Here is a 19,279-nt window from a genome sequence, read left to right as displayed (position 1 = left end):
TCGCCCGGCGGCACCGGCAGCACTTGTTTCCCCACCGAGTCTTGGAGAGAAGTATGTCTACGGTCCCCTACGCTCGCCCTCAGGCCGGAGCGGGAACCGAGCTGCCGCCCCCGGTGATCGCGACCGCGAGCGAGCCTCTGGTCAGCATCATCATCCCGGCGCTGAACGAGGCGCGGAACCTTCCGCACGTGATGGCCGCCCTGCCTCAGGTCGACGAGGTCATCCTGGTCGACGGCGGCTCGACCGACGACACGGTCGACGTCGCCCGCCGCCTGATGCCCGGCATCCGGATCGTGCAGCAGAACCGTCGTGGCAAGGGCAACGCGCTGGCCTGCGGGTTCGCCGCGGCCACGGGCGACATCATCGTCATGATCGACGCCGACGGGTCGACCGACCCCCGGGAGATCCCCAGCTTCATCGCGGCGCTGCGGGCCGGCGCCGACTTCGCCAAGGGCTCCCGCTTCTCGGGGGCGGGCGGCAGCGCCGACATCACCCGGCTGCGGCGGGCCGGCAACCTCGGCCTGAGCCTGATGGTCAACCTCCTTTTCCGTACGAGGTACAGCGACCTCTGCTACGGCTACAACGCCTTCTGGGCCCGGCACCTCGACGTGTTCGGCCTGGACAGCACGACGGCCGCCGAGGGCCGGCTGTGGGGCGACGGTTTCGAGATCGAGACGCTGCTCAACCTGCGCGCGGCCCGGGCCCGGCTGCGCATCGTCGAGGTGCCCAGCTTCGAGCAGCAGCGCATCCACGGCGAGAGCAACCTCAACGCGTTCACCGACGGCATGCGGGTGCTGCGCACCATCGCCCGGGAGTGGCCGTGCCGGCGTGCGGCGGCCGAGCGCGCGCCGGAGCGGACGCGGTGAGGATCGGCGTCGTCACCAGCGCCTACCACCCGGACATCGGCGGCGTGGAGACCCACGTCCGCCGGCTCTGTGCGGCCCTGGTGGCGACCGGTGACGAGGTCGAGGTGCTGACCCAGCACGCCGTCGGCTCGGTCGAGACGATCGACGGCGTCCTGGTCCGGCGTTTCCCGCTGACCGTCGCGGCCCCCAATTACCGGTTCTCGCTGGAGTTGTGGCGGTGGCTGCGCGGCCACGCCGGCCGCTACGACGTGCTGCACGCGCACAGCTATCACGCGCTGGCCGCGCTGCCGGCCGCGCTGACCAACCGCACGCCGCTGGTCTTCACGCCGCACTATCACGGCACCGGGCACAGCCGGCTGCGTGCGGCCCTGCATCCGATCTACCGCCCGCTCGGACGCCGCGTCCTGGCCCGATCGAGCCGGATCATCTGCGTCACCCGGGCCGAGCGGGACCTGCTGATCGGCCACTTCCCCGAGGCGCGGGCCCGCATGGTGGTGGTGCCCAACGGCACCGATCCGGCCCCCGACCTGGTGGCCGGGCCCGAGCCGGGCCGCAGCATCCTCTGTGTCGGCCGGCTCGAGCGCTACAAGCGGGTCGACCGGGTCATCCGGGCCATGACCCAGCTGCCGGCCGACCACCGGCTCGACGTGGTCGGCGCCGGACCGGCCGCCGAGGAGTGGCAGCAGCTGGCCGACCGCCTCGGCCTGGGCCCGGACCGGGTCCTCTTCCACGGCCGGCTGCCCGACGGCGCCTTCCACGCCCGGATGGCGTCGGCGTCGGCCGTGGTCTCGGCCTCGGCCCACGAGGCGTTCGGCATGGCGGTGGCCGACGCGCTGACCGCCGGCATCCCGACCGTCGCGTCGTTCATCCCGGCCCACCGGGAGCTGGCCGCGATGGCCGCCCCCGGCGCCCCGATCTGGCTGGTCAACCCGGACGACGAGGTGGCGCTGGCCGACGCGCTGCAGGTCGCGGCGGGCACCGCCCGGGCCGAGCACGGCCGCAACACGCTGCCCACGTGGAGCGACGTCGTGCTGGCCACCCGCGAGATCTACTCGAGCGTGGCGCCGCCGGTCCACGTGATCCAGCAGGCCGCCGGGGCCGGAGCCCGCGACCGATGACCCTGACCCAGCCGGTCACCGGCGACCGTCCCGCCGTCGCCGTCGCCGTCGCGAGCACGCCCGAAGCGCCCGCGACGGCGTCCCGGCGGTCGCCCCTGGCCTGCGCGGCCACCCTCGTCGTGGCCGGGGCGGCCGGCGCCGCCCTGCTCGTGGCGGCCAACCGCGCCGCCGAGCGGGACAACGGCGACCAGTTCGGGCTGTTCTGGCTGGGCCTGCTGGTCTTCACGCTGCCCGCGGTGGCCTGGCTGGTGCGCCGCGCCTCGGGCGCCCGCCTGCGCGTGGCCGTGCTGACCGCGTACGCCGGCTTCACCTACCTGCCCAAACTGCTGCGTACGCCGGACGGCCCGCTCTATCACGACGAGTTCGCGCACTGGCGGCAGGCGCACCAGATCCTGCTCGACGGCCGGCTGTTCGAGCAGAACCCGATCGTCAAGGTCGTCGGCGACTTCCCGGGCCTGCACTCGACGGTCGCTTCGGTCTCGGCGCTGACCGGCGTCTCCATCTGGCACGGCGCCCTGCTCGTGCTGATCACCGCGCACGTGCTGGTCGTGCTGGGCGTGGCCGTGCTGGGCGAGGAGATCTGGCAGGACGCCCGGGCCGGCGCCGTGTCGGCCGTCCTCTACAGCCTGAACAGCTCGTTCCTGTTCTTCGACACCCAGTTCGGCTACGAGTCGCTGGCGATCCCGCTGCTGGTGTGGACGCTTGTCGCGCTGCACCGGGCGATGCGCGGCCCGGCCGGAAGATCACGCCTCGGCTGGTCCGCGGTCACGCTGATGCTCTCGGCGGCCACCATCGCCACCCACCACCTGACCGCCCTCGGGCTGCTCGGCGTCATGCTGATCCTGTGCGCGGTGGCCACCGCCCGCGCCCTGCGCCGCAGCCACCCGCGCGCGGTCACCTGGACCGCCTGGGCGCTGACCGCCGCGGCCGCCGTGCTCGTGGTGGCCTACCTGACCGTGGTCGCGCCGCGCACCGCCGGCTATCTCGACCCCTATCTGGCCAAGGCGCTCGACCAGTTCGCCGGGATGGCCGGCAGCAGCGGCTCGGGCAAGCGCACCCTGTTCCGCGAGTCGGTCGCGCCCTGGTGGGAGCGGTACGCCGCGTTCGGCGCGCAGGGACTGGCCGGTCTGGCCATGGCCGCGGCCGCGTGGCGGCTGCGGTACCGGCGCGAGGGCGACGCGGTCTCCCGTACGGGCGCCCTGACCATGCTGGTGCTCGGCTCGCTCTACTTCCCGGCCGCCCTGCTGATCCTCACCCCGTCCGGCGCCGAAGGGGCGCGGCGGTCGTGGGCGTTCAGCTACCTGGGGATCGCGCTGGTCGTGGCCCCGGTGGTGGTGGCGCTGCTCGGCCACGCGACCCGCCGGGCGGCGCGCATCGCCGTCGCGGGCACGCTGCTCGCGGCGTGCGCGGTGACGATGGTCGGCAACACGGCGGCCGGCATGAACCCGTCCTACCGCTTCCCCGGCCCGCCGGTCTTCGGCTCGGACACCCGCTCGTCGATTCCCGAGGTGGCGGCCGCGTCCGACTGGCTGCGCGCCACCCACGGCCGCGACCTGCGCCTGGTCGCCGACCGCTACTCCGGGCTGATCTTCGGCTCGTTCGGCGGGCAGCGGCCGGTTACCGGGTCGCAGTCGTTCCGCACCTACGACCTCTATCTCGCGCAGCCCGGCCGGCCGGTCCCGCCCCGGCTGATCGAGCAGCTCAGCTCGTGGCGGTTCACCTATCTCGTCGTCGACCGGCGGATGGCCCGGGAGGTGCCGGAGATTCAGATCTACTTCGAGACCAACGAGCCGGTCCCGCACAACGGCCGCCCGGCGTTCACGCTCGGTCAGCTGACCAAGTTCGACAGCACCCCGTGGACGATCAAGGTCTACGACAGCGGCAACATCGCGATCTACCGGTTCGACTTCGGCTCGCTGAGCCCGGCCACCCGGAGCGGCCGGTGACAACCGTCCGCCTGGCGCTCGCCGTCTACGGCGCCCTGCTCCTGCTGACCCTGGTGCACGGGCTGCCCTGGGTGCTGCCGGCCGTCCTGGTGGCCGCGCTGGTCACGATCGGCGAGCTGTGGCTGCGCGCGCTGACCGGCGAGGCCATGCCCCCGCTGCACCGGATCGGCCTGGCCACCGCGGCCGGGCTGGTCAGCCTGCCCTTCGTGGCCCTCACGCTGCACGTCACGGGCGTGCACATCGGCACCCGCTCGGTCGCCGCCGGCCTCGCCGTTCTGGTCACCCTGCTCGGCACGGTGGCGCTGCTGCGGGAGCGGGCGACCGGCGCCCCGGCGGCCGTGTGCCCGCGCATGATCGGCGCGGTCGTCGTGCCCGGCCTGCTGACGCTGGTGGCCGGGTTCTTCGCGCTGCAGGCGTACGACCGGATGCCGCACCCGCCGCAGCCGGGCTACACAAGCGTGGCCCTGGCCGGGTGGGCCGCCGGCATCGACGAGCCGGTCGCCATCCCGGCCCGCGGCGTGCGCGTCCTGGTGCGGGTGAGCAGCGCCGGGAGGCCGGCCGCGACCGAGCCGCTGCGCGTACGGGTGGGGTCCCGGCTCGTCTCGGGCCGCCCGGTCGCCGTCGACCCCGGCACCACCCGGGCCGTCGAGGTCTTCGTGCCCGCACCGCCCGACGGCTGCCTGCACCGCATCGAGATCAGCCTCGGCTCGACCAGCACGGTCTTCTACGGCCGCGGACCGGCCCGATGCTGAGCACGGTCACGCGGGACTCGCTGGCCCGCAACAGCGTGCTGATCATGGCGAGCACGGTCGGCACAGCCGGGCTGGGCTACCTGTACTGGCTGCTGGCGGCGCGTCAGCTGGCCCAGCCGTCGATCGGCACGGCCACCGCGCTCATCTCCGTCTCGACCGTCGTGAGCATGGTGTCCAACCTGGGTCTCGGGCACATGTTCATCCAGCGGCTGCCGGGCACGGGCGTACGGGAATGGTCCCGGATCGTCAGCGCCGGGCTGCTGACCGGCTGTGCCGCCACCGCGATCGCCGCCTTCGCCGCGGCCGCGGTGCTGCCCTCGTTCGCCGCCCCCTTCGCCTTCCTGCGCAGCTCGTCCGGGGTGGCCGCGCTGGTCGCCACGTCGGTCGCGCTCACCGCCACGACCCTGCTCGACAACGTGTTCGTCGCCCAGCGGGCCAGCCACGGCATGTTCACCCGCAACCTCGCCCTGGCCGGCGGCAAGCTGGTCATGCTGGGCGCGCTGACCTGGGCCGGGTACGGCGGGGCGGGGGTCGTGCTGCTGGCCTGGACGCTGCCGTCGCTCGCCGTCACGGCGTACACCGTGGCCGCCATGCTCGGCCGGCTGTGCCCCGGCGCCCGCCTCGCCGCGGCCGGCCTCGGCGCCGAACTGCGGCACGTGCAGGGCGCGCTGAGCGGCCACCACCTGATCAACCTGGCCCAGGCCGGCCCCACCGCGCTGCTGCCGGTGCTGGTCACGGCCCGGCTCGGCCCCGAGGCCAACGCCCACTTCTACGTGGCCTGGATGACCGCGTCGGTGCTGTTCATGGTCTCGCCCGCGGTCGCCTCGGCGCTCTACGCCGAGCGCACCAACTCGGCCGCGGCCGGCCTGCCCCGGGCCTCGGTGGTCGTGCTCGTGGTGACCGGGCTGCCCGCGCTGGTGCTGTTCTTCGCCGGCGAGCGGATCCTCGGGCTGTTCAGCCCCGGCTACGCCGCCGAGGGCGCGCTGCTGCTGAAGATCCTCGTGCTGGCCGCCCTGCCCGACGCCATCACCAACCTGGCCGTCGCGCACTGGCGCTCGCTGGGCCTGTTCCGCCGGTGCCTGCGGCTCAACCTGCTGATGGCCACCGTCTGCCTGACCCTGACCTGGCTCTGGCTGCCCGGCACCGGCATCGAGGCCGCGGGCATCGCCTGGCTGACCGGCCAGACCATCGGGGCCCTGGCCGTTGCCGTTCGTTCCCTGTCGACCCGACGGAAGGTCCCTGCCGGATGAGAATTCTGCACCTGTCCAACCTGTACGCCCCCGTGATCGGCGGGCTTGAGCGCAGCATCGCCACCAGCAGCGAGGAGCTGGTGCGCCGCGGGCACGAGGTCACCGTGCTGACGCTGGCCACACCGCTCGCCGATCACGACGAACAGATCCGGGGCGTACGGGTGAAACGCGTGCGCAGTGTGGCCAACACCCTGCTGCCGGGGATGAACGCCGACGCCGGTAAGCCCTTCCACCCGACCACGGCCGACCCGCTGACCACCGCGGCGATCCGGCGGGTGCTGCGCGAGGGCGAATACGACCTGGTGCACAGCCACGACTGGATGATGTACAGCTACCTGCCGCTGCGTTACAGCCGGGCCGGCCGGCCGCACGTGCACACGGCCCACGACTTCGGCTTCACCTGCGTCAAGAAGACCTTCGCGCGGGAGGGCCGGACCTGCGGCGGGCCACGGCTCGGCCGGTGTGTGCCGTGCGCGTCCCCGCAGTACGGACGGCCCAAGTCGGCGCTGCTCACCACCGCCCTGCGAGCCCAGCGGCACCGCGGGATCGACGCGCTGACCGCGATCTCGCCCGCCGTGGCCGAGGGGGTCAGCCACGGCCGGCTCCCCGGTGACCTGCCGGTCCGGGTGATCACCTCGCTGGTGCCGGACGGCCTGGACGAACTGGCCCGCAACACGCCCCGCCCGGCCTGGCTGCCGGACCGGCCGTACCTGCTGTTCGTGGGTGCGCTCGGGCCGCACAAGGGCATCGACGTGCTCTTCGACGCGTACCGCCGGCTGGAGGCCGAGGGGGACGCGCCCGCGCTGGTGTGCCTGGGGACGCCGCGGGCCGACACCCCGGAAATCCCGGAGGGGGTGGTGGTGCGCCACAACGTGCCGCACCCCGAGGTCATGGCCGCCTGGCACCACGCGGCGGCCGGCGTGGTGCCCTCGGTCTTCGAGCCGATGGGCCAGGTCGCGGTGGAGGCCCTGCTGGCCGGCACCCCGCTGATCGCCACGGCGGCAGGCGGCCTGGCCGACATGATCCGCGACGGCGAGAGCGGCCTGCAGGTGCCGGTGGGCGACGCCGGCGCGCTCGTGGCCGCGATCCGGCGGCTGCTCACCGACCCCGGCCTGACCGCGCGTCTGCGCACGGCCGGTCACCGGCGCGGGCTCGATTACACGGCGGCCCGCGTCGTCCCGCAGATCGAGGAGGTCTACCGTGCCTGCATCGCCTCGGCCACCCGCTGACATTCGCGGCCGCACCCGGGTGGTGGTGGTCGGCTCCGGCTGGCGGTTCCTGTCCGGCATCAGCTACTACACCTGCCGCCTCACCAACGCGCTGGCTGCCCGTTACGAGGTGGGCGCGATCCTCATGCGGCAACTGCTGCCCACCCGGCTCTATCCCGGGCGCGGGCGCGTCGGGCAGCGGCTCAGTGAGCTCTCGTACTCCGACGGGGTCGAGGTCTTCGACGGCATCGACTGGTGGGGCGTGCCGAGCCTGGTGCGCGCCGTGCGATGGCTGCGCTCGTTCCGGCCCGAGGTGCTGGTGCTGCAGTGGTGGACCGGCACCGTGCTGCACTCGTATCTGGTGCTCTGTCTCGCGGCCCGGTTCCTGGGCATCCGGGTGGTCGTCGAGTTCCACGAGGTGCAGGACACCGGCGAGGCCCGGCACCGGTGGGCCGCGTTCTATTGCCGCAAGCTCATCAAGCCGCTGCTGCGCCGGACCGACGGCGTGATCGTCCACTCCGACTACGACCGGGTGGCCCTGCGGACCACATACGACCTGGAGGGCGTGCCGGACGAGATCGCGCTGCACGGGCCGTTCGACCACCGCACCACGGCCGTGGCCCCGCGCGTGGCCGACGGGCAGGTCCGCCTGCTGTTCTTCGGCACGATCCGGCCGTACAAGGGCCTGGAGGATCTGATCGAGGCCTTCGGACGGCTGCCGTCGCACTACACCCTGACCGTGGTCGGCGAGACGTGGGAGGGCTGGACCGGGCCGGCGTCGATGATCGAGGAGTCGCCGGCGGCCTCCCGCATCACGTTTGTCAACCGCTACGTCGCCGACTCCGACGTGGACGGGTTCTTCGCGGACGCCGACATCGTGGTGCTGCCCTATCGGCGCAGCTCGGCCAGTGGCCCGCTGCACATCGCGATGAGCCACGGCCTGCCGGTCGTCGTCACCGCGGTCGGTGGCCTGGTCGAGGCCGCGTCCGAATACTCCGGGACCACTTTCGTGGCCGCCGGCTCGTCGTCGGCGCTGGCCGCCGCGATTCTCACCGCGACCGAGAACGCCGGAAGGCGGCACACCGACCCCTCCTCGTGGGAGAAGTCGGTGGCCGCCTTCACGCGCCTGTTCGTCCGGATGGGCGTCCCGGTCACTCAGGACGAGCCGGATCAGGAGTTGGAGATCACCGCGTCGTCGAACCAGATCGTGCCGGTGTTCTCACCCGACTTGAGGTGAACCTGCATGCTGGCCGAGCCGGTCGGGGCGACCCCGTCGACGACCAGCTTGGTCCAGCCGGTGGTGCCGACCGGCAGCCACGTCGACGAGGCGCCGCCGAGCCACTTGTCGTTGGCGTCGAACCAGCTCAGCGCGATCTGGGTGGTGCCCGTGGCCGCGTTGCCGCGGGCCCACACCTCGCCGTGCCACTTCTGGCCCGACTGGACCGGCGCGATCGGGGCGACCCGGTAGGACGGCGAGCCGGCCGAGGTCTTGCCGGTGTTGGTCATGCTGACCGACCACTTGCCGGTGCGCGCCATGCTCTGCGTCTTGACGGCCAGGCCCAGCTCGGGCATGTAGGCGCGCCACGGGGTCAGGTTGTTGCCGGCCTCGAAGCTCGGGTCCATCAGGCTGGCCGGCATGGTCGTGCTGGTCCAGCCCGCCTTGACCGCGGCGGCGGCCGGCTTCGCCGAGCCGTCGAGACGGTAGAGGCCGTAGCTGTACTGGCCCGGGATGCGGGAGACGGCCGAGGACGGGATCGCGCCCTGGGCGAAGTCGTTGAGCGTCCACGGGGCCACCGACTGCACGCCGGCGGTCTTGGCCGCCTCGAAGACCCGGGCCAGGAACGCGGCCTGCTCGCCCTCGGTGTTCTGCAGGGTGTTCAGGCCCGCCTCACCGATCACCATCGGGTAGGGCGCGACCGTGGCCTGCGCGTTCTTGATGATCGCGAGCGCGCGCTCCGAGTTGCCGTAGAAGTGGAAGTCGTAGTAGTCGATCGGGGTCGAGGCCATCGCCGACTTGATCTTCGCCATGCCCGGGGCGCCGGCCGTGCCGTCGACCGAGAAGGTCAGCGGCATGGTGGGGAACGACGCGCGCATCGCCGGCACCATCTTGCGGGCCCACTCGACCGCCGCGGAGTTGCCCGCGTTGAACTCGTTCTGCAGCTCGATCGACAGGACGCGCTTGTCGTCCTTGTACGGCTTGAGCACCGTATTGGTCCAGTTGATGCTGTTCTGGATCTCCGCGTAGCCGTCCCACCAGTCGAAGAGCGTGAACTTGACGGTCATGCCGCGGGCCGCGGCCATGCTCACGAACTGGGCGAGACGCTGCTGATAGCCGTCGTACGGCTTGGGCCAGCCGAACGTGGTCGGGAAGATGATGATCCGCACGTTGTCGGCGCCGAGCGCGGAGGCCTTGGCCAGGTCGGCGTCGATCTTGGCCGGGTCCCAGCTCATCCACATCTTCGACCAGCCCGCGCCGGACGGGTAGTAGTTCAGCGACTTGGCCGTCTTCACCGCGGCCAGGCGGGAGGCCAGGGTGGGCACGGCCGGGGTCTCGGCCGCCTTGACGGCCTTCTTGGCGGCGGCCTTGGCGGCGGCGGCCTTGGCGGCGGCCTGCGCGGCGGCCGCGGTCGACTTGGACGCCTTGCTGGAGGCGGCGGTGGCGGGGGTGTGTGGAAGCGCGAGGCCTAGGAGAAGTGAGGAGGCCAGGACTGCGGCGCAGCGGCGAGGCGAGAACACGGCTGGTTCGGGGCCCTTCATTCGGTGTTTGTTTGCGGAAGCGCCCCCTCAATCGGTCGGAACGTTTACGGGTACTGGGTTTACAAATTGCATTGCCGTTGCCTCTGGGTGCGGACAGGGTGCATCGGCCGGACATCGCACGCGATGCCGGCCGATCCGCTACGGGCGGGCTATCCGGCGGGGTAGTGGCGGGGGGTGTAGACGAACACGGTGCCGTCGCTGCGGGTGATCGCCCGGGTCTGCGACGACCCGATGATCAGCAGGCAGCGCATGTCGACCGTGGCCGGGTCGAGCTCGGCCAGCGTGGTGACGCGGACGCTCTCCTGCGGCCCGCCGACGTCCCGCCCGACGACGACCGGGGTGCTGCCGTCGCGGTGCTCGAGCAGCAGGGTTTTCGCGTTGACGAGCTGCTCGCGGCGCGACTTCGACGCCGGGTTGTAGATCGCCATCACCAGGTCGGCCGCGGCCGCGCCGGCCAGCCGCTGGGCGATCACCGACCAGGGTTTGAGCCGGTCGGAGAGCGACACCACGCAGAAGTCGTGCCCCAGCGGCGCCCCGGCCCGGCTGGCCACGGCCTGCGCGGCGGTGAGGCCCGGGACGACCCGTACTCCGACGTCCTTCCATTGCGGGTCCTCGCTGACCTCGAGCACGGCCGCCGCCATCGCGAACACCCCCGGATCGCCCGACGACACCACGGTCACCTTGCGGCCGCGCCGGGCCAGATCGAGCGCGAACGCGGCCCGCTCGGCCTCGACCCGGTTGTCGGAGGGGTGCTTGCGCTGGTGCTTTCCGGTTGCCACGCGGTCGAGGTAGGGCTGATATCCGATCAGGTCGTCCGCCTCGGCCAGCGCGCCCCGCGCCTCGGCGGTGAGCCACATCGGATCGCCCGGACCGAGACCGACCACGGTGACACTCCCGCGCCGCCCGGGTCCTTGCTCGCCCTCCACGAACGCGGTGGCGGCCGGGCTCGGCAGCAGCGCGAGCGAGAAGTAGGGGACGGACCCGGGATCGACGTCGGCCAGGCGGGCATGGCGTTCGCGGTCGGTGGTGGCGCGCTCGACATACCAGGCGTCGTCGAGCCGGCCGGCCTTGGTCAGCGCCTCGCGGACGCCCTCGAAGGTGCGGCCGAGCTTCATCACGGCGGCCGAATCGGTGGCGGCCAGGCGTGCGGCCAGCTCGGCCGGGGGCAGGGTGCCGGGCAGGACCGTGAGGATCTCGTCGCGCTCCATCAACGGGCGGCCCAGCACGGCCGAGGCCGCGCTGACCGAGGTGACGCCGGGGACGACCTCGGTCGGGTAGCGGTGGGCCAGCCGCTTGTGCATGTGCATGTAGGAGCCGTAGAAGAACGGGTCGCCCTCGGCCAGCACCACCACGTCCCGGCCCGCGTCGAGGTGGGCGGCCAGCCGGTCGGCCGCCTCGGTGTAGAACTCGTCGATCGCGCCCTGATAGCCGCCCGGGTGGTCGGTGTCCCCGGTCGTGACCGGATAGATCAGCGGCTCCTCGATCTGCCCCTCGCGCAGCAGGCCGGCCGCGATCGCCCGGGCATTGCTGCGCCCGGGCCGGGCCGCGTGATAGGCCACGACGTCGGCCGACTCGATCAGCCGGGCCGCCTTGCGGGTGATCAGCTCGGGGTCGCCGGGACCGACGCCGACGCCGTAGAGCCGTCCGGTGGTGGGGGAGTCGCCGGCTGGGATGGCGGTCACTTCACTCCGCTTCTGAGGCGAGGGCGTTGACGGCGGCGGCCGTGATGGCGCTGCCACCGCGGCGGCCGCGGACGATCAGGTGCTCGAGGCCGGAGGCGGCCAGCGCGTTCTTGGACTCGGCGGCGCCGATGAAACCGACCGGGATGCCGAGGATCGCGGCCGGGCGCGGCGCCCCGGCGGCGATCATCTCGAGCAGGCGGAACAGGGCCGTCGGGGCGTTGCCGATCGCCACGACCGAGCCCTCCAGCCGGTCGAGCCAGAGGTCGAGGGCGGCGGCGCTGCGGGTGGTGCCCAGGCTCTCGGCGAGGGCGGGCACGGACGGGTCGCGCAGGGTGCAGACGACCTCGTTGGCGGCCGGCAGGCGCTTGCGGGTGATGCCCGAGGCGACCATCTCGGCGTCGCACAGGACCGGGGCCCCGGCCAGCAACGCCTCGCGGGCCACGACCGCGACCTGCGGGCTGTGCCCGATGTCGCGCACCAGGTCGACCATGCCGCAGGCGTGGATCATGCGGACCGCGACCCGCGCCACCTCGGGCGGCAGGCCGCTCAGGTCGGCCTCGGCCCGGATCGTGGCGAAGGAACGCCGGTAGATCTCGGCGCCGTCCCTCTCGTACTCCATCAGCTCCTCCTCGCGGCGGCGACCGCGTGGGCCGTGTCGCCGGTGAACGTCTTCCCGCCCGGTTGCCGGGTCACGGCGTAACCGGCCGGGGTGGCCTCGACCCGCACGTGCGGACCGGACGGGCTGCCGCAACCGCGGGGGCAGCCGATCCAGTGCACGGGCAGGCCGTCGGAACACGCGATGCTGCTATCGGCGTCGGCCCGCACGTCGGCCAGGGATTTCGCGCACCCGGGCCGCCCGGCGCAGGCGGTCACCCCGGCCCAGCGCGACGTCGGCTCGACCGGAAGCCCGGCCTCGGCCAGCGCCCGGGCCCACCGGCGGGCCGCCTCGGGGGTCAGATCGGGCACCACGACGCCGCGCCACGGCGTGACCACCACCCGCCGCGCGGTCGCCAGCAGCCGCAACGCCGCCCCGCCGAGCCGGCCGAGCGGCACCAGCGCCCCCACCGCGACGAGCCCGTCGGACTGCGGCACCACCCCGACGATCGCCGTGGTCCCAGCCGTCTCTCCACCGGCGATTGGAGCGGGGGATCCGGTGAGGGCGGCGAGGCCCAGGGCAGATGCGGTACGTGAAGCGACGCGGGCCGGGCCGTCGGCCAGCTCGTGCAATCGCCATGCGGGAGCCCCGGGGCCCGACTCGGCCCGCTCCGTCAGGAAGGCGTTCGCGGCGGCCAGCAAGGCGGGGACCACGGCATCGGCCGGAACCCGGAGGCCGAGGTCGTGGCCGGCGAACCGGATCATGAATGCGTCGGTAGCCGGAGCCGGAGCTGGAGCCGGGCCGGTGGTGAAGGTCGTGGCCGGAGCCGGGCCGGGGATCGGGATCGCGGCCAGGTCGGCGGCAAGGGGGACTTCGCCCAGGGCGAAGAGGAAACGGCCGGGGAGAGCGGCCAGGGCCGGGTCGGCGCAGAGAGCACGGTCCAGGTGTGCGACCAGCGCGCGGGTCGTGGCGTCGGCCAGAGGCGGGGCCACGATGTTGCGTACGGTCTCGTGGGTCTCCGAAGGCAGCAGGCCGGCGGCCGAAAGGCGGGCCGCGAGCACCTCGGGGTCGGCGTCGACCAGCGCTCTGAGCTGCAGGTTCGCCCGGGAGGTCAGTTCCAGGTGGCCGTCGCCGAACTCGGTGGCGAGGGCGGCCAGGGACGCCAGCTGGGCGCCGGTGACCAGGCCGCCGGGCAGGCGGACGCGGGCCAGCGGGCCGTCGGCGGCCGGGTGCAGACGCAGGGCGCCGGGGCAGGCATCGACGGCGGACTCGCGGGCAGGCACGGCCCGGATACTACGTTCGACCCCCGGACCGGTCGCATCCTCGGGTCGGGATCGTCACACAGCGGCGCCCTCCTTGACGCCGGGTGGCGGGGCCGGGAAGGGTGGGAGGTCACGAGCGGCGACGCCGCGGAGGAAGCCGGTGCGAATCCGGCGCGGTCCCGCCACTGTCACCAGGCCGGAAACGGGCTGGGAGCCAGGAACTCCGGTCGCCGTGATCTCTACTACCCGGGGCGCGGACCCCGAGGGGAGCTTTGCGTGTTCCTGCTGCTGTCGACCTCCGACACCGACCTGCTCAGCGCCCGGGCCAGCGGCTCGCGGTGGCGGCTGGGCAACCCGGCCCGCACGACCGTCGACGACCTGCCCGCCCTGCTCGACGGGGTCACGCTGGTCGTCGTGCGGATCCTCGGCGGGCGCCGGGCCTGGGAGGAGGGGCTCGACGCGCTGCTCGCCGGGCCGGTCCCGGTGGTGGTGCTCGGCGGCGAGCAGGCGCCCGACGCCGACCTGATGAAGCTGTCCACGGTTCCGGCCGGTGTGGCCGCCGAGGCGCACGCCTATCTGGCCCAGGGCGGCGCGGACAACCTGAGCGCGGTGCACGACTTCCTCTCCGACACGGTGCTGCTGACCGGTCACGGCTTCGCGCCGCCGCAGGCCGCGCCCGACTGGGGGCCGCTGCCCCGCGAGACGACGGCGACCGGGCCGACCATCGCGGTGCTCTACTACCGGGCCCACCACATGGCCGGCAACACCGCGTTCGTCGAGTCCCTGTGCCGGGCGGTCGAGGCCAAGGGCGGGCGTCCTCTGCCGTTGTTCACTTCCTCCCTGCGTACGGCGTCGGAAGAGCTTCTGACCGAGCTGCGCAAGGCGGATGCCCTCGTGGTGACCGTGCTGGCCGCGGGTGGAACGCGACCCGCGACCGCGAGCGCCGGGGGCGACGACGAGGCGTGGGACGTCGGCGTGCTGGCCGGCCTCGACGTGCCGATCCTGCAGGGGCTGTGCCTGACCAGTAGCCGCGCGGCGTGGGAGGCCAGCGACGACGGCCTGTCCCCGCTGGACGCGGCGACGCAGGTGGCGATCCCCGAGTTCGACGGGCGGATCATCACGGTGCCGTTCTCGTTCAAGGAGATCGACCCGGACGGGTTGTCGGTCTACGTCGCCGACGAGGAACGGGCGGCGCGGGTGGCGGGCATCGCGGTCGCGCACGCCCGGCTGCGGCACGTCCCGCCGGCCGAGCGCCGCATCGTGCTGATGCTGTCGGCCTACCCGACCAAGCACTCCCGCATCGGCAACGCGGTCGGGCTGGACACCCCGGCCTCGACGGTGGCGCTCATCGAGGCCATGCGTTCGCGCGGCTACCAGACCGGTTCCTTTTCCCAGTACGACGGCGACGGGCTCATCCACGCCCTGATCGCGGCGGGCGGGCAGGACCCCGACTGGCTCACCGAGGACCAGCTCAGCGAGAACAAGGTGCGCATCTCCGGCGCCGCGTACGAGTCGTGGTTCGCCACCCTGCCAACCGACCTGCGGGAGTCGGTCGAGCGGCACTGGGGGCCGGCGCCGGGCGAGCTCTACGTGGACGGCGGGGACATCGTGCTGGCCGCCCTGCGCGACGAGAACGTCGTGGTCATGGTGCAGCCGCCGCGCGGGTTCGGCGCCAACCCGGTGGCCATCTACCACGACCCCGATCTGCCGCCGAGCCATCACTACCTGGCCGCGTACCGGTGGCTGGCCGACGACTTCGGCGCGCACGCGGTCGTGCACGTCGGCAAGCACGGCAACCTGGAGTGGCTGCCGGGCAAGAACGTAGGCATGTCGGCCTCGGACGGCACCGACGCGGCCCTCGGCGACCTGCCGCTGATCTATCCGTTCCTGGTCAACGACCCCGGCGAGGGCACCCAGGCCAAGCGGCGGGCGCACGCGACCCTGGTCGACCACCTCATCCCGCCGATGGCGCGGGCCGAGTCGTACGGGGACATCGCCCGTCTGGAACAGCTGCTGGACGAGCACGCCAACATCGCGGCGCTCGACCCGGCCAAGCTGCCGGCGATCCGGGCCCAGATCTGGACGCTGATCCAGGCCGCCCGCATGGATCACGACCTGGGCATGGAGAGCCGCCCCGGCGACGAGGAGTTCGACGAGTTCATCCTGCACGTCGACGGCTGGCTGTGCGAGGTCAAGGACGTGCAGATCCGCGACGGCCTGCACGTGCTGGGCGCGGCCCCGGCCGGTGAGGCCCGGGTCAACCTGGTGCTGGCCATGCTGCGGGCCCGGCAGATGTGGGCGGGCCAGGTCGCGGCGCTGCCCGGTCTGCGTGAGGCGCTCGGGCTGAGCGAGGACGCCTCCACAGCCGAGACCGATCGGGTCGAGACGCTGGCCCGCGGGCTGGTCGCCGCGATGGAGGAAGCCGGCTGGCCCGCCGACGTCCCGGCCGGGTTGCACGACGACGACGAGGTGCGCCGGGTGCTGGCCTTCGCGGCCACCGAGGTGGTGACGAGGCTGGAACGCACCACCGACGAACTCACCAACCTGCTGCACGCGCTGGACGGCGGCTACGTGCCGGCCGGACCCAGCGGCTCGCCCCTGCGCGGGCTGATCAACGTGCTGCCGACCGGGCGCAACTTCTACTCCGTCGACCCCAAGGCCATTCCCAGCTCGCTGGCCTGGGAGACCGGCCAGGCCATGGCCGATTCGCTGCTGAAGCGCTACCGGGAGGACTACGGCGACTGGCCCCGGTCGGTCGGCCTCTCGGCCTGGGGCACGAGCGCCATGCGGACGGCCGGGGACGACATCGCCGAGATCCTCGCGCTGATCGGCGTACGCCCGGTCTGGGATCCGGCCTCGCGCCGCGTCACCGGCCTCGAGCCGATCGCCCGCGAGGAGCTGGGCCGGCCCCGCATCGACGTGACCGTCCGCATCTCCGGGTTCTTCCGGGACGCGTTCCCGCACGTCGTGGCCATGATGGACGACGCCTTCACGATGATCGCGGAGCTCGACGAGCCGGACAACTACGTGCGGGCGCACGCGCTGGCCGACCGGGAGGACCACGGCGACTGGCGGCGGGCCACCACCCGCATCTTCGGGTCGCGGCCGGGGGCGTACGGGGCCGGGATCCTGCCCCTGATCGACAGCCGGAACTGGCGCGACGACAAGGATCTGGCCGAGGTGTACGCCGTGTGGGGCGGCTTCGCGTACGGGCGTGGGCTCGACGGCGTGCCCGCGCGCCCGGACATGGAGAACGCGTACCGGCGCATCGACGTGGCGGCCAAGAACATCGACACCCGCGAGCACGACATCGCCGACTCGGACGACTACTTCCAGTACCACGGCGGCATGATCGCCACGGTGCGCGCGCTGACCGGCAAGGCCCCCGCGGCGTACGTCGGAGACTCCACCAACCCCGACGCCACCCGCACCCGCAGCCTGACCGAGGAGACCGCACGCATCTTCCGGGCCCGGGTCGTGAACCCGCGCTGGATCGCCGCGATGCGCCGCCACGGCTACAAGGGAGCCTTCGAGCTGGCCGCGACGGTCGACTACCTGTTCGGTTTCGACGCCACGGCCGGCGTGGTCACCGACTTCATGTACGAGCAGCTGGCCACCACGTACGCCCTCGACCCGGACAACCAGAAGTTCTTCCAGCAGTCCAACCCGTGGGCGCTGCACGGCATCACCGAGCGCCTGCTCGAGGCGGCCGAGCGCAATCTGTGGGAGTCGCCCGACCCGGACACGCTGAACGCGCTGCGCCAGCTCTACCTGGAGACCGAAGGCGACCTCGAGGACAACTGACCGGTGTGCAGACGCCCCTGACGGTTCCGGAACCGTCAGGGGCGTTTTGCTGCTCACCTGCGAGAACGCTGAGAAAGCGCTTCCCGGGTCTCCTACCAGGCATTGACAGGGGGCGAAGGGCCGGTTCACAGTGTCGTCACAAAGAGCGCTTTCACAGGCCGTTCCCCAGGCCGAAATCGCTCCGACACATGAAGGACCCATCCCCGAACCCAGGAGTCCCTCCATGACATCCCCGGTCCTGGACGGGCTCGGGACGCCTCGCAGCAGGCTGTCTCCGGCCCGGATTCTCACCCTCGGCTTCGCCCTCGTCGGGCTGATCGCCGCCTTCTTCGTCGCCACCACGCAGAACGCCGAGGCCGCCGAGGTGGTCGTCTCGCAGGGCAAGCCCGCCACCGCGAGCTCCACCGAGGCGGCCGGCGCCTATCAGGCCGGCGAGGCGGTCGACGGCAACAACGGCACCCGCTGGGCCAGCGCCTTCTCGGCCAGCCAGTGGTGGCAGGTCGACCTCGGCACGGCCACGCCGGTCAGCCGGATCGCCATCAACTGGGAGGGCGCGTACGCCAAGGCGTTCACCATCCAGTTCTCGACCAACGGCACGAGCTACACCCAGGCGTACGCCACCACGACCGGCGCCGGCGGCCAGCAGAGCATCGCCGTGAACGGCACCGCCCGCTACGTGCGGATCAACCTGACCGAGCGGGCCCTGGCCATCTACGGCTACTCGTTCTGGGAGTTCCAGGTCTTCTCGAACGGCTCGACGAACCCGCCGACCACGCCGCCCACGACCCCGCCGACCACGCCGCCGGCCGGCACCGCGCGGCTGCTGTCCTACAACAAGCCGGCGCAGGCGAGCACTTGGCAGAACGACGTCAACTGCAACCCGTGCAGCCCGGACAAGGCGTTCGACAGCGACCCGGCCAGCCGCTGGGCGACCAGCTCGACCAACGGCTGGGTCGACCCGGGCTGGATCTCGGTCGACCTGGGCGCGACCGCGAACATCAGCCAGGTCGTGCTGCAGTGGGACCCGGCGTACGCCCGGAGCTATCAGATCCAGGTCTCCAACGACAACGCGAACTGGACGTCGATCTACTCGACGACCACCGGTGACGGTCTCAAGGACGTCATCAACGCCACCGGCACCGGCCGGTACGTGCGGATGTACGGCACCCAGCGCAGCAGCACCTACGGCTACTCGCTGTGGGAGTTCAGCGTCTACGGCACCGGAGGCGCCCCGGCCAACCCGCCGGCCCAGCCCGCCGACCCGGCGTTTCCGGCCTCCCGCCTGGTCTTCGAGGACAACTTCAACGAGTCGGCCGGCACCAAGCCGAGCACGGCCAAGTGGACCTACGACCCGGGCGTCCCGCAGAACGGCGAGATCCAGTACTACACGCCGAACAGCGAGAACGCGCAGACCGACGGTCAGGGCAACCTGGTCATGGAGGCGCGGCGGCAGGACTACGAGGGCCGGCAGTACACCTCGGCCCGGATGAACACCGGCGGCAAGTTCAGCACCCAGTACGGCCGGTTCGAGGCGCGGATCAAGGTGCCGAAGGGCAACGGCCTGTGGCCGGCGTTCTGGATGATGGGCGAGGACTTCCTCAGTGGACGCCCGTGGCCGTACAACGGCGAGATCGACATCATGGAGGTGCTGGGCCGCAACACCAACGAGATGTACACCACGCTGCACGCCCCGGCCTACAACGGCGGTGGCGGATACGGCCAGAAGAACGCGGCCGGAGTGGATCTCTCGCAGGACTTCCACGTGTACGCGGCCGAGTGGGACAGCAAGGGCATCCGGTTCTTCCTGGACGGCCGGCAGGTCTTCAACGCCGACAAGGCCACCGTGGAGAACACCCGCGGCCCGTGGATCTTCGACCACAAGTTCTACCTGATCCTCAACCTGGCCGTCGGCGGCGACTTCCCCGGCCCGATCGACGCCACTACCCCGTTCCCGTCCCGCATGCTCGTCGACTACGTGCGCGTCTACCAGTGATTGCCGGGCCGGGAGCGGCGACGAACGCTCCCGGCCCCCTTCCCCC

Annotated in this window: 13 protein-coding genes and 1 riboswitch; of the genes, 9 read left to right on the top strand and 4 right to left on the bottom strand. The window is 72.6% G+C overall.

Annotation, left to right across the window (positions count from 1 at the left end):
* Positions 1-53 precede the first annotated feature (53 nt).
* The 7 genes from ACZ3I4_RS33375 to ACZ3I4_RS33345 are packed head-to-tail and all read left to right on the top strand — an operon-like array spanning position 54 to position 8,377.
* Positions 54-866: a glycosyltransferase family 2 protein gene (locus ACZ3I4_RS33375; RefSeq protein ID WP_465386044.1), complete on the top strand. Its 813-nt coding sequence runs from the start codon at positions 54-56 to the stop codon at positions 864-866.
* On the top strand, positions 863-1,984 hold the full coding sequence (locus ACZ3I4_RS33370) for a glycosyltransferase family 4 protein (protein WP_465386043.1): 1,122 nt from the start codon (positions 863-865) through the stop codon (positions 1,982-1,984). Before ACZ3I4_RS33375 ends, ACZ3I4_RS33370 begins: the two co-directional genes overlap by 4 nt.
* Positions 1,981-3,930 (top strand): hypothetical protein, encoded by a 1,950-nt coding sequence (locus tag ACZ3I4_RS33365; RefSeq protein WP_465386042.1) that lies wholly within the window; start codon positions 1,981-1,983, stop codon positions 3,928-3,930. Before ACZ3I4_RS33370 ends, ACZ3I4_RS33365 begins: the two co-directional genes overlap by 4 nt.
* Positions 3,927-4,682 carry a hypothetical protein gene (locus ACZ3I4_RS33360; RefSeq protein ID WP_465386041.1) on the top strand — a complete coding sequence of 252 codons (756 nt, stop codon included), beginning with the start codon at positions 3,927-3,929 and terminating at the stop codon, positions 4,680-4,682. The genes ACZ3I4_RS33365 and ACZ3I4_RS33360 overlap by 4 nt, the downstream gene beginning before the upstream one ends.
* Positions 4,676-5,932 carry a lipopolysaccharide biosynthesis protein gene (locus tag ACZ3I4_RS33355; RefSeq protein WP_465386040.1) on the top strand — a complete coding sequence of 419 codons (1,257 nt, stop codon included), beginning with the start codon at positions 4,676-4,678 and terminating at the stop codon, positions 5,930-5,932. The genes ACZ3I4_RS33360 and ACZ3I4_RS33355 overlap by 7 nt, the downstream gene beginning before the upstream one ends.
* Positions 5,929-7,161, top strand: a complete 1,233-nt coding sequence (locus ACZ3I4_RS33350; RefSeq protein ID WP_465386039.1) for a glycosyltransferase family 4 protein — start codon at positions 5,929-5,931, stop codon at positions 7,159-7,161. Before ACZ3I4_RS33355 ends, ACZ3I4_RS33350 begins: the two co-directional genes overlap by 4 nt.
* Positions 7,133-8,377, top strand: coding sequence for a glycosyltransferase (locus ACZ3I4_RS33345; protein ID WP_465386038.1), 1,245 nt, complete (start codon positions 7,133-7,135; stop codon positions 8,375-8,377). Before ACZ3I4_RS33350 ends, ACZ3I4_RS33345 begins: the two co-directional genes overlap by 29 nt.
* Here the strand turns inward: ACZ3I4_RS33345 and ACZ3I4_RS33340 are convergent.
* The 4 genes from ACZ3I4_RS33340 to ACZ3I4_RS33325 all read right to left on the bottom strand — a co-directional run bounded on the left by ACZ3I4_RS33340 (position 8,311) and on the right by ACZ3I4_RS33325 (position 13,457).
* Positions 8,311-9,897 (bottom strand): glycoside hydrolase 5 family protein, encoded by a 1,587-nt coding sequence (locus ACZ3I4_RS33340; protein ID WP_465386037.1) that lies wholly within the window; start codon positions 9,895-9,897, stop codon positions 8,311-8,313. The genes ACZ3I4_RS33345 and ACZ3I4_RS33340 overlap by 67 nt on opposite strands.
* A gap of 149 nt (positions 9,898-10,046) precedes the next feature.
* On the bottom strand, positions 10,047-11,579 hold the full coding sequence (locus ACZ3I4_RS33335) for a precorrin-2 C(20)-methyltransferase (protein WP_465386036.1): 1,533 nt from the start codon (positions 11,577-11,579) through the stop codon (positions 10,047-10,049).
* Between the two features lies 1 nt (position 11,580).
* Positions 11,581-12,198 carry a precorrin-8X methylmutase gene (locus ACZ3I4_RS33330; protein ID WP_465386035.1) on the bottom strand — a complete coding sequence of 206 codons (618 nt, stop codon included), beginning with the start codon at positions 12,196-12,198 and terminating at the stop codon, positions 11,581-11,583.
* Positions 12,198-13,457 carry a precorrin-3B synthase gene (locus ACZ3I4_RS33325; RefSeq protein WP_465386034.1) on the bottom strand — a complete coding sequence of 420 codons (1,260 nt, stop codon included), beginning with the start codon at positions 13,455-13,457 and terminating at the stop codon, positions 12,198-12,200. Before ACZ3I4_RS33325 ends, ACZ3I4_RS33330 begins: the two co-directional genes overlap by 1 nt.
* Before the next feature lie 129 nt (positions 13,458-13,586).
* Positions 13,587-13,660, top strand: a riboswitch (cobalamin riboswitch).
* A gap of 52 nt (positions 13,661-13,712) precedes the next feature.
* Between ACZ3I4_RS33325 and cobN the strand changes: the two genes are divergently transcribed.
* A complete protein-coding gene (cobN, locus tag ACZ3I4_RS33320; RefSeq protein ID WP_465386033.1) occupies positions 13,713-17,240 on the top strand; it encodes a cobaltochelatase subunit CobN in 3,528 nt (1,175 codons plus the stop codon).
* A 223-nt stretch (positions 17,241-17,463) separates the two neighbouring features.
* Entirely contained in the window at positions 17,464-19,233 is a 1,770-nt protein-coding gene (locus ACZ3I4_RS33315; RefSeq protein WP_465386032.1) for a galactose-binding domain-containing protein, read from the top strand.
* Positions 19,234-19,279: the final 46 nt, after the last annotated feature.

It is taken from the genome of Actinoplanes sp. NPDC021490 (genome assembly GCF_055562135.1).
The sequence above is the reverse complement of the archived record's forward strand: the minus strand, read 5'-3'. Positions and strand labels throughout refer to the sequence as shown.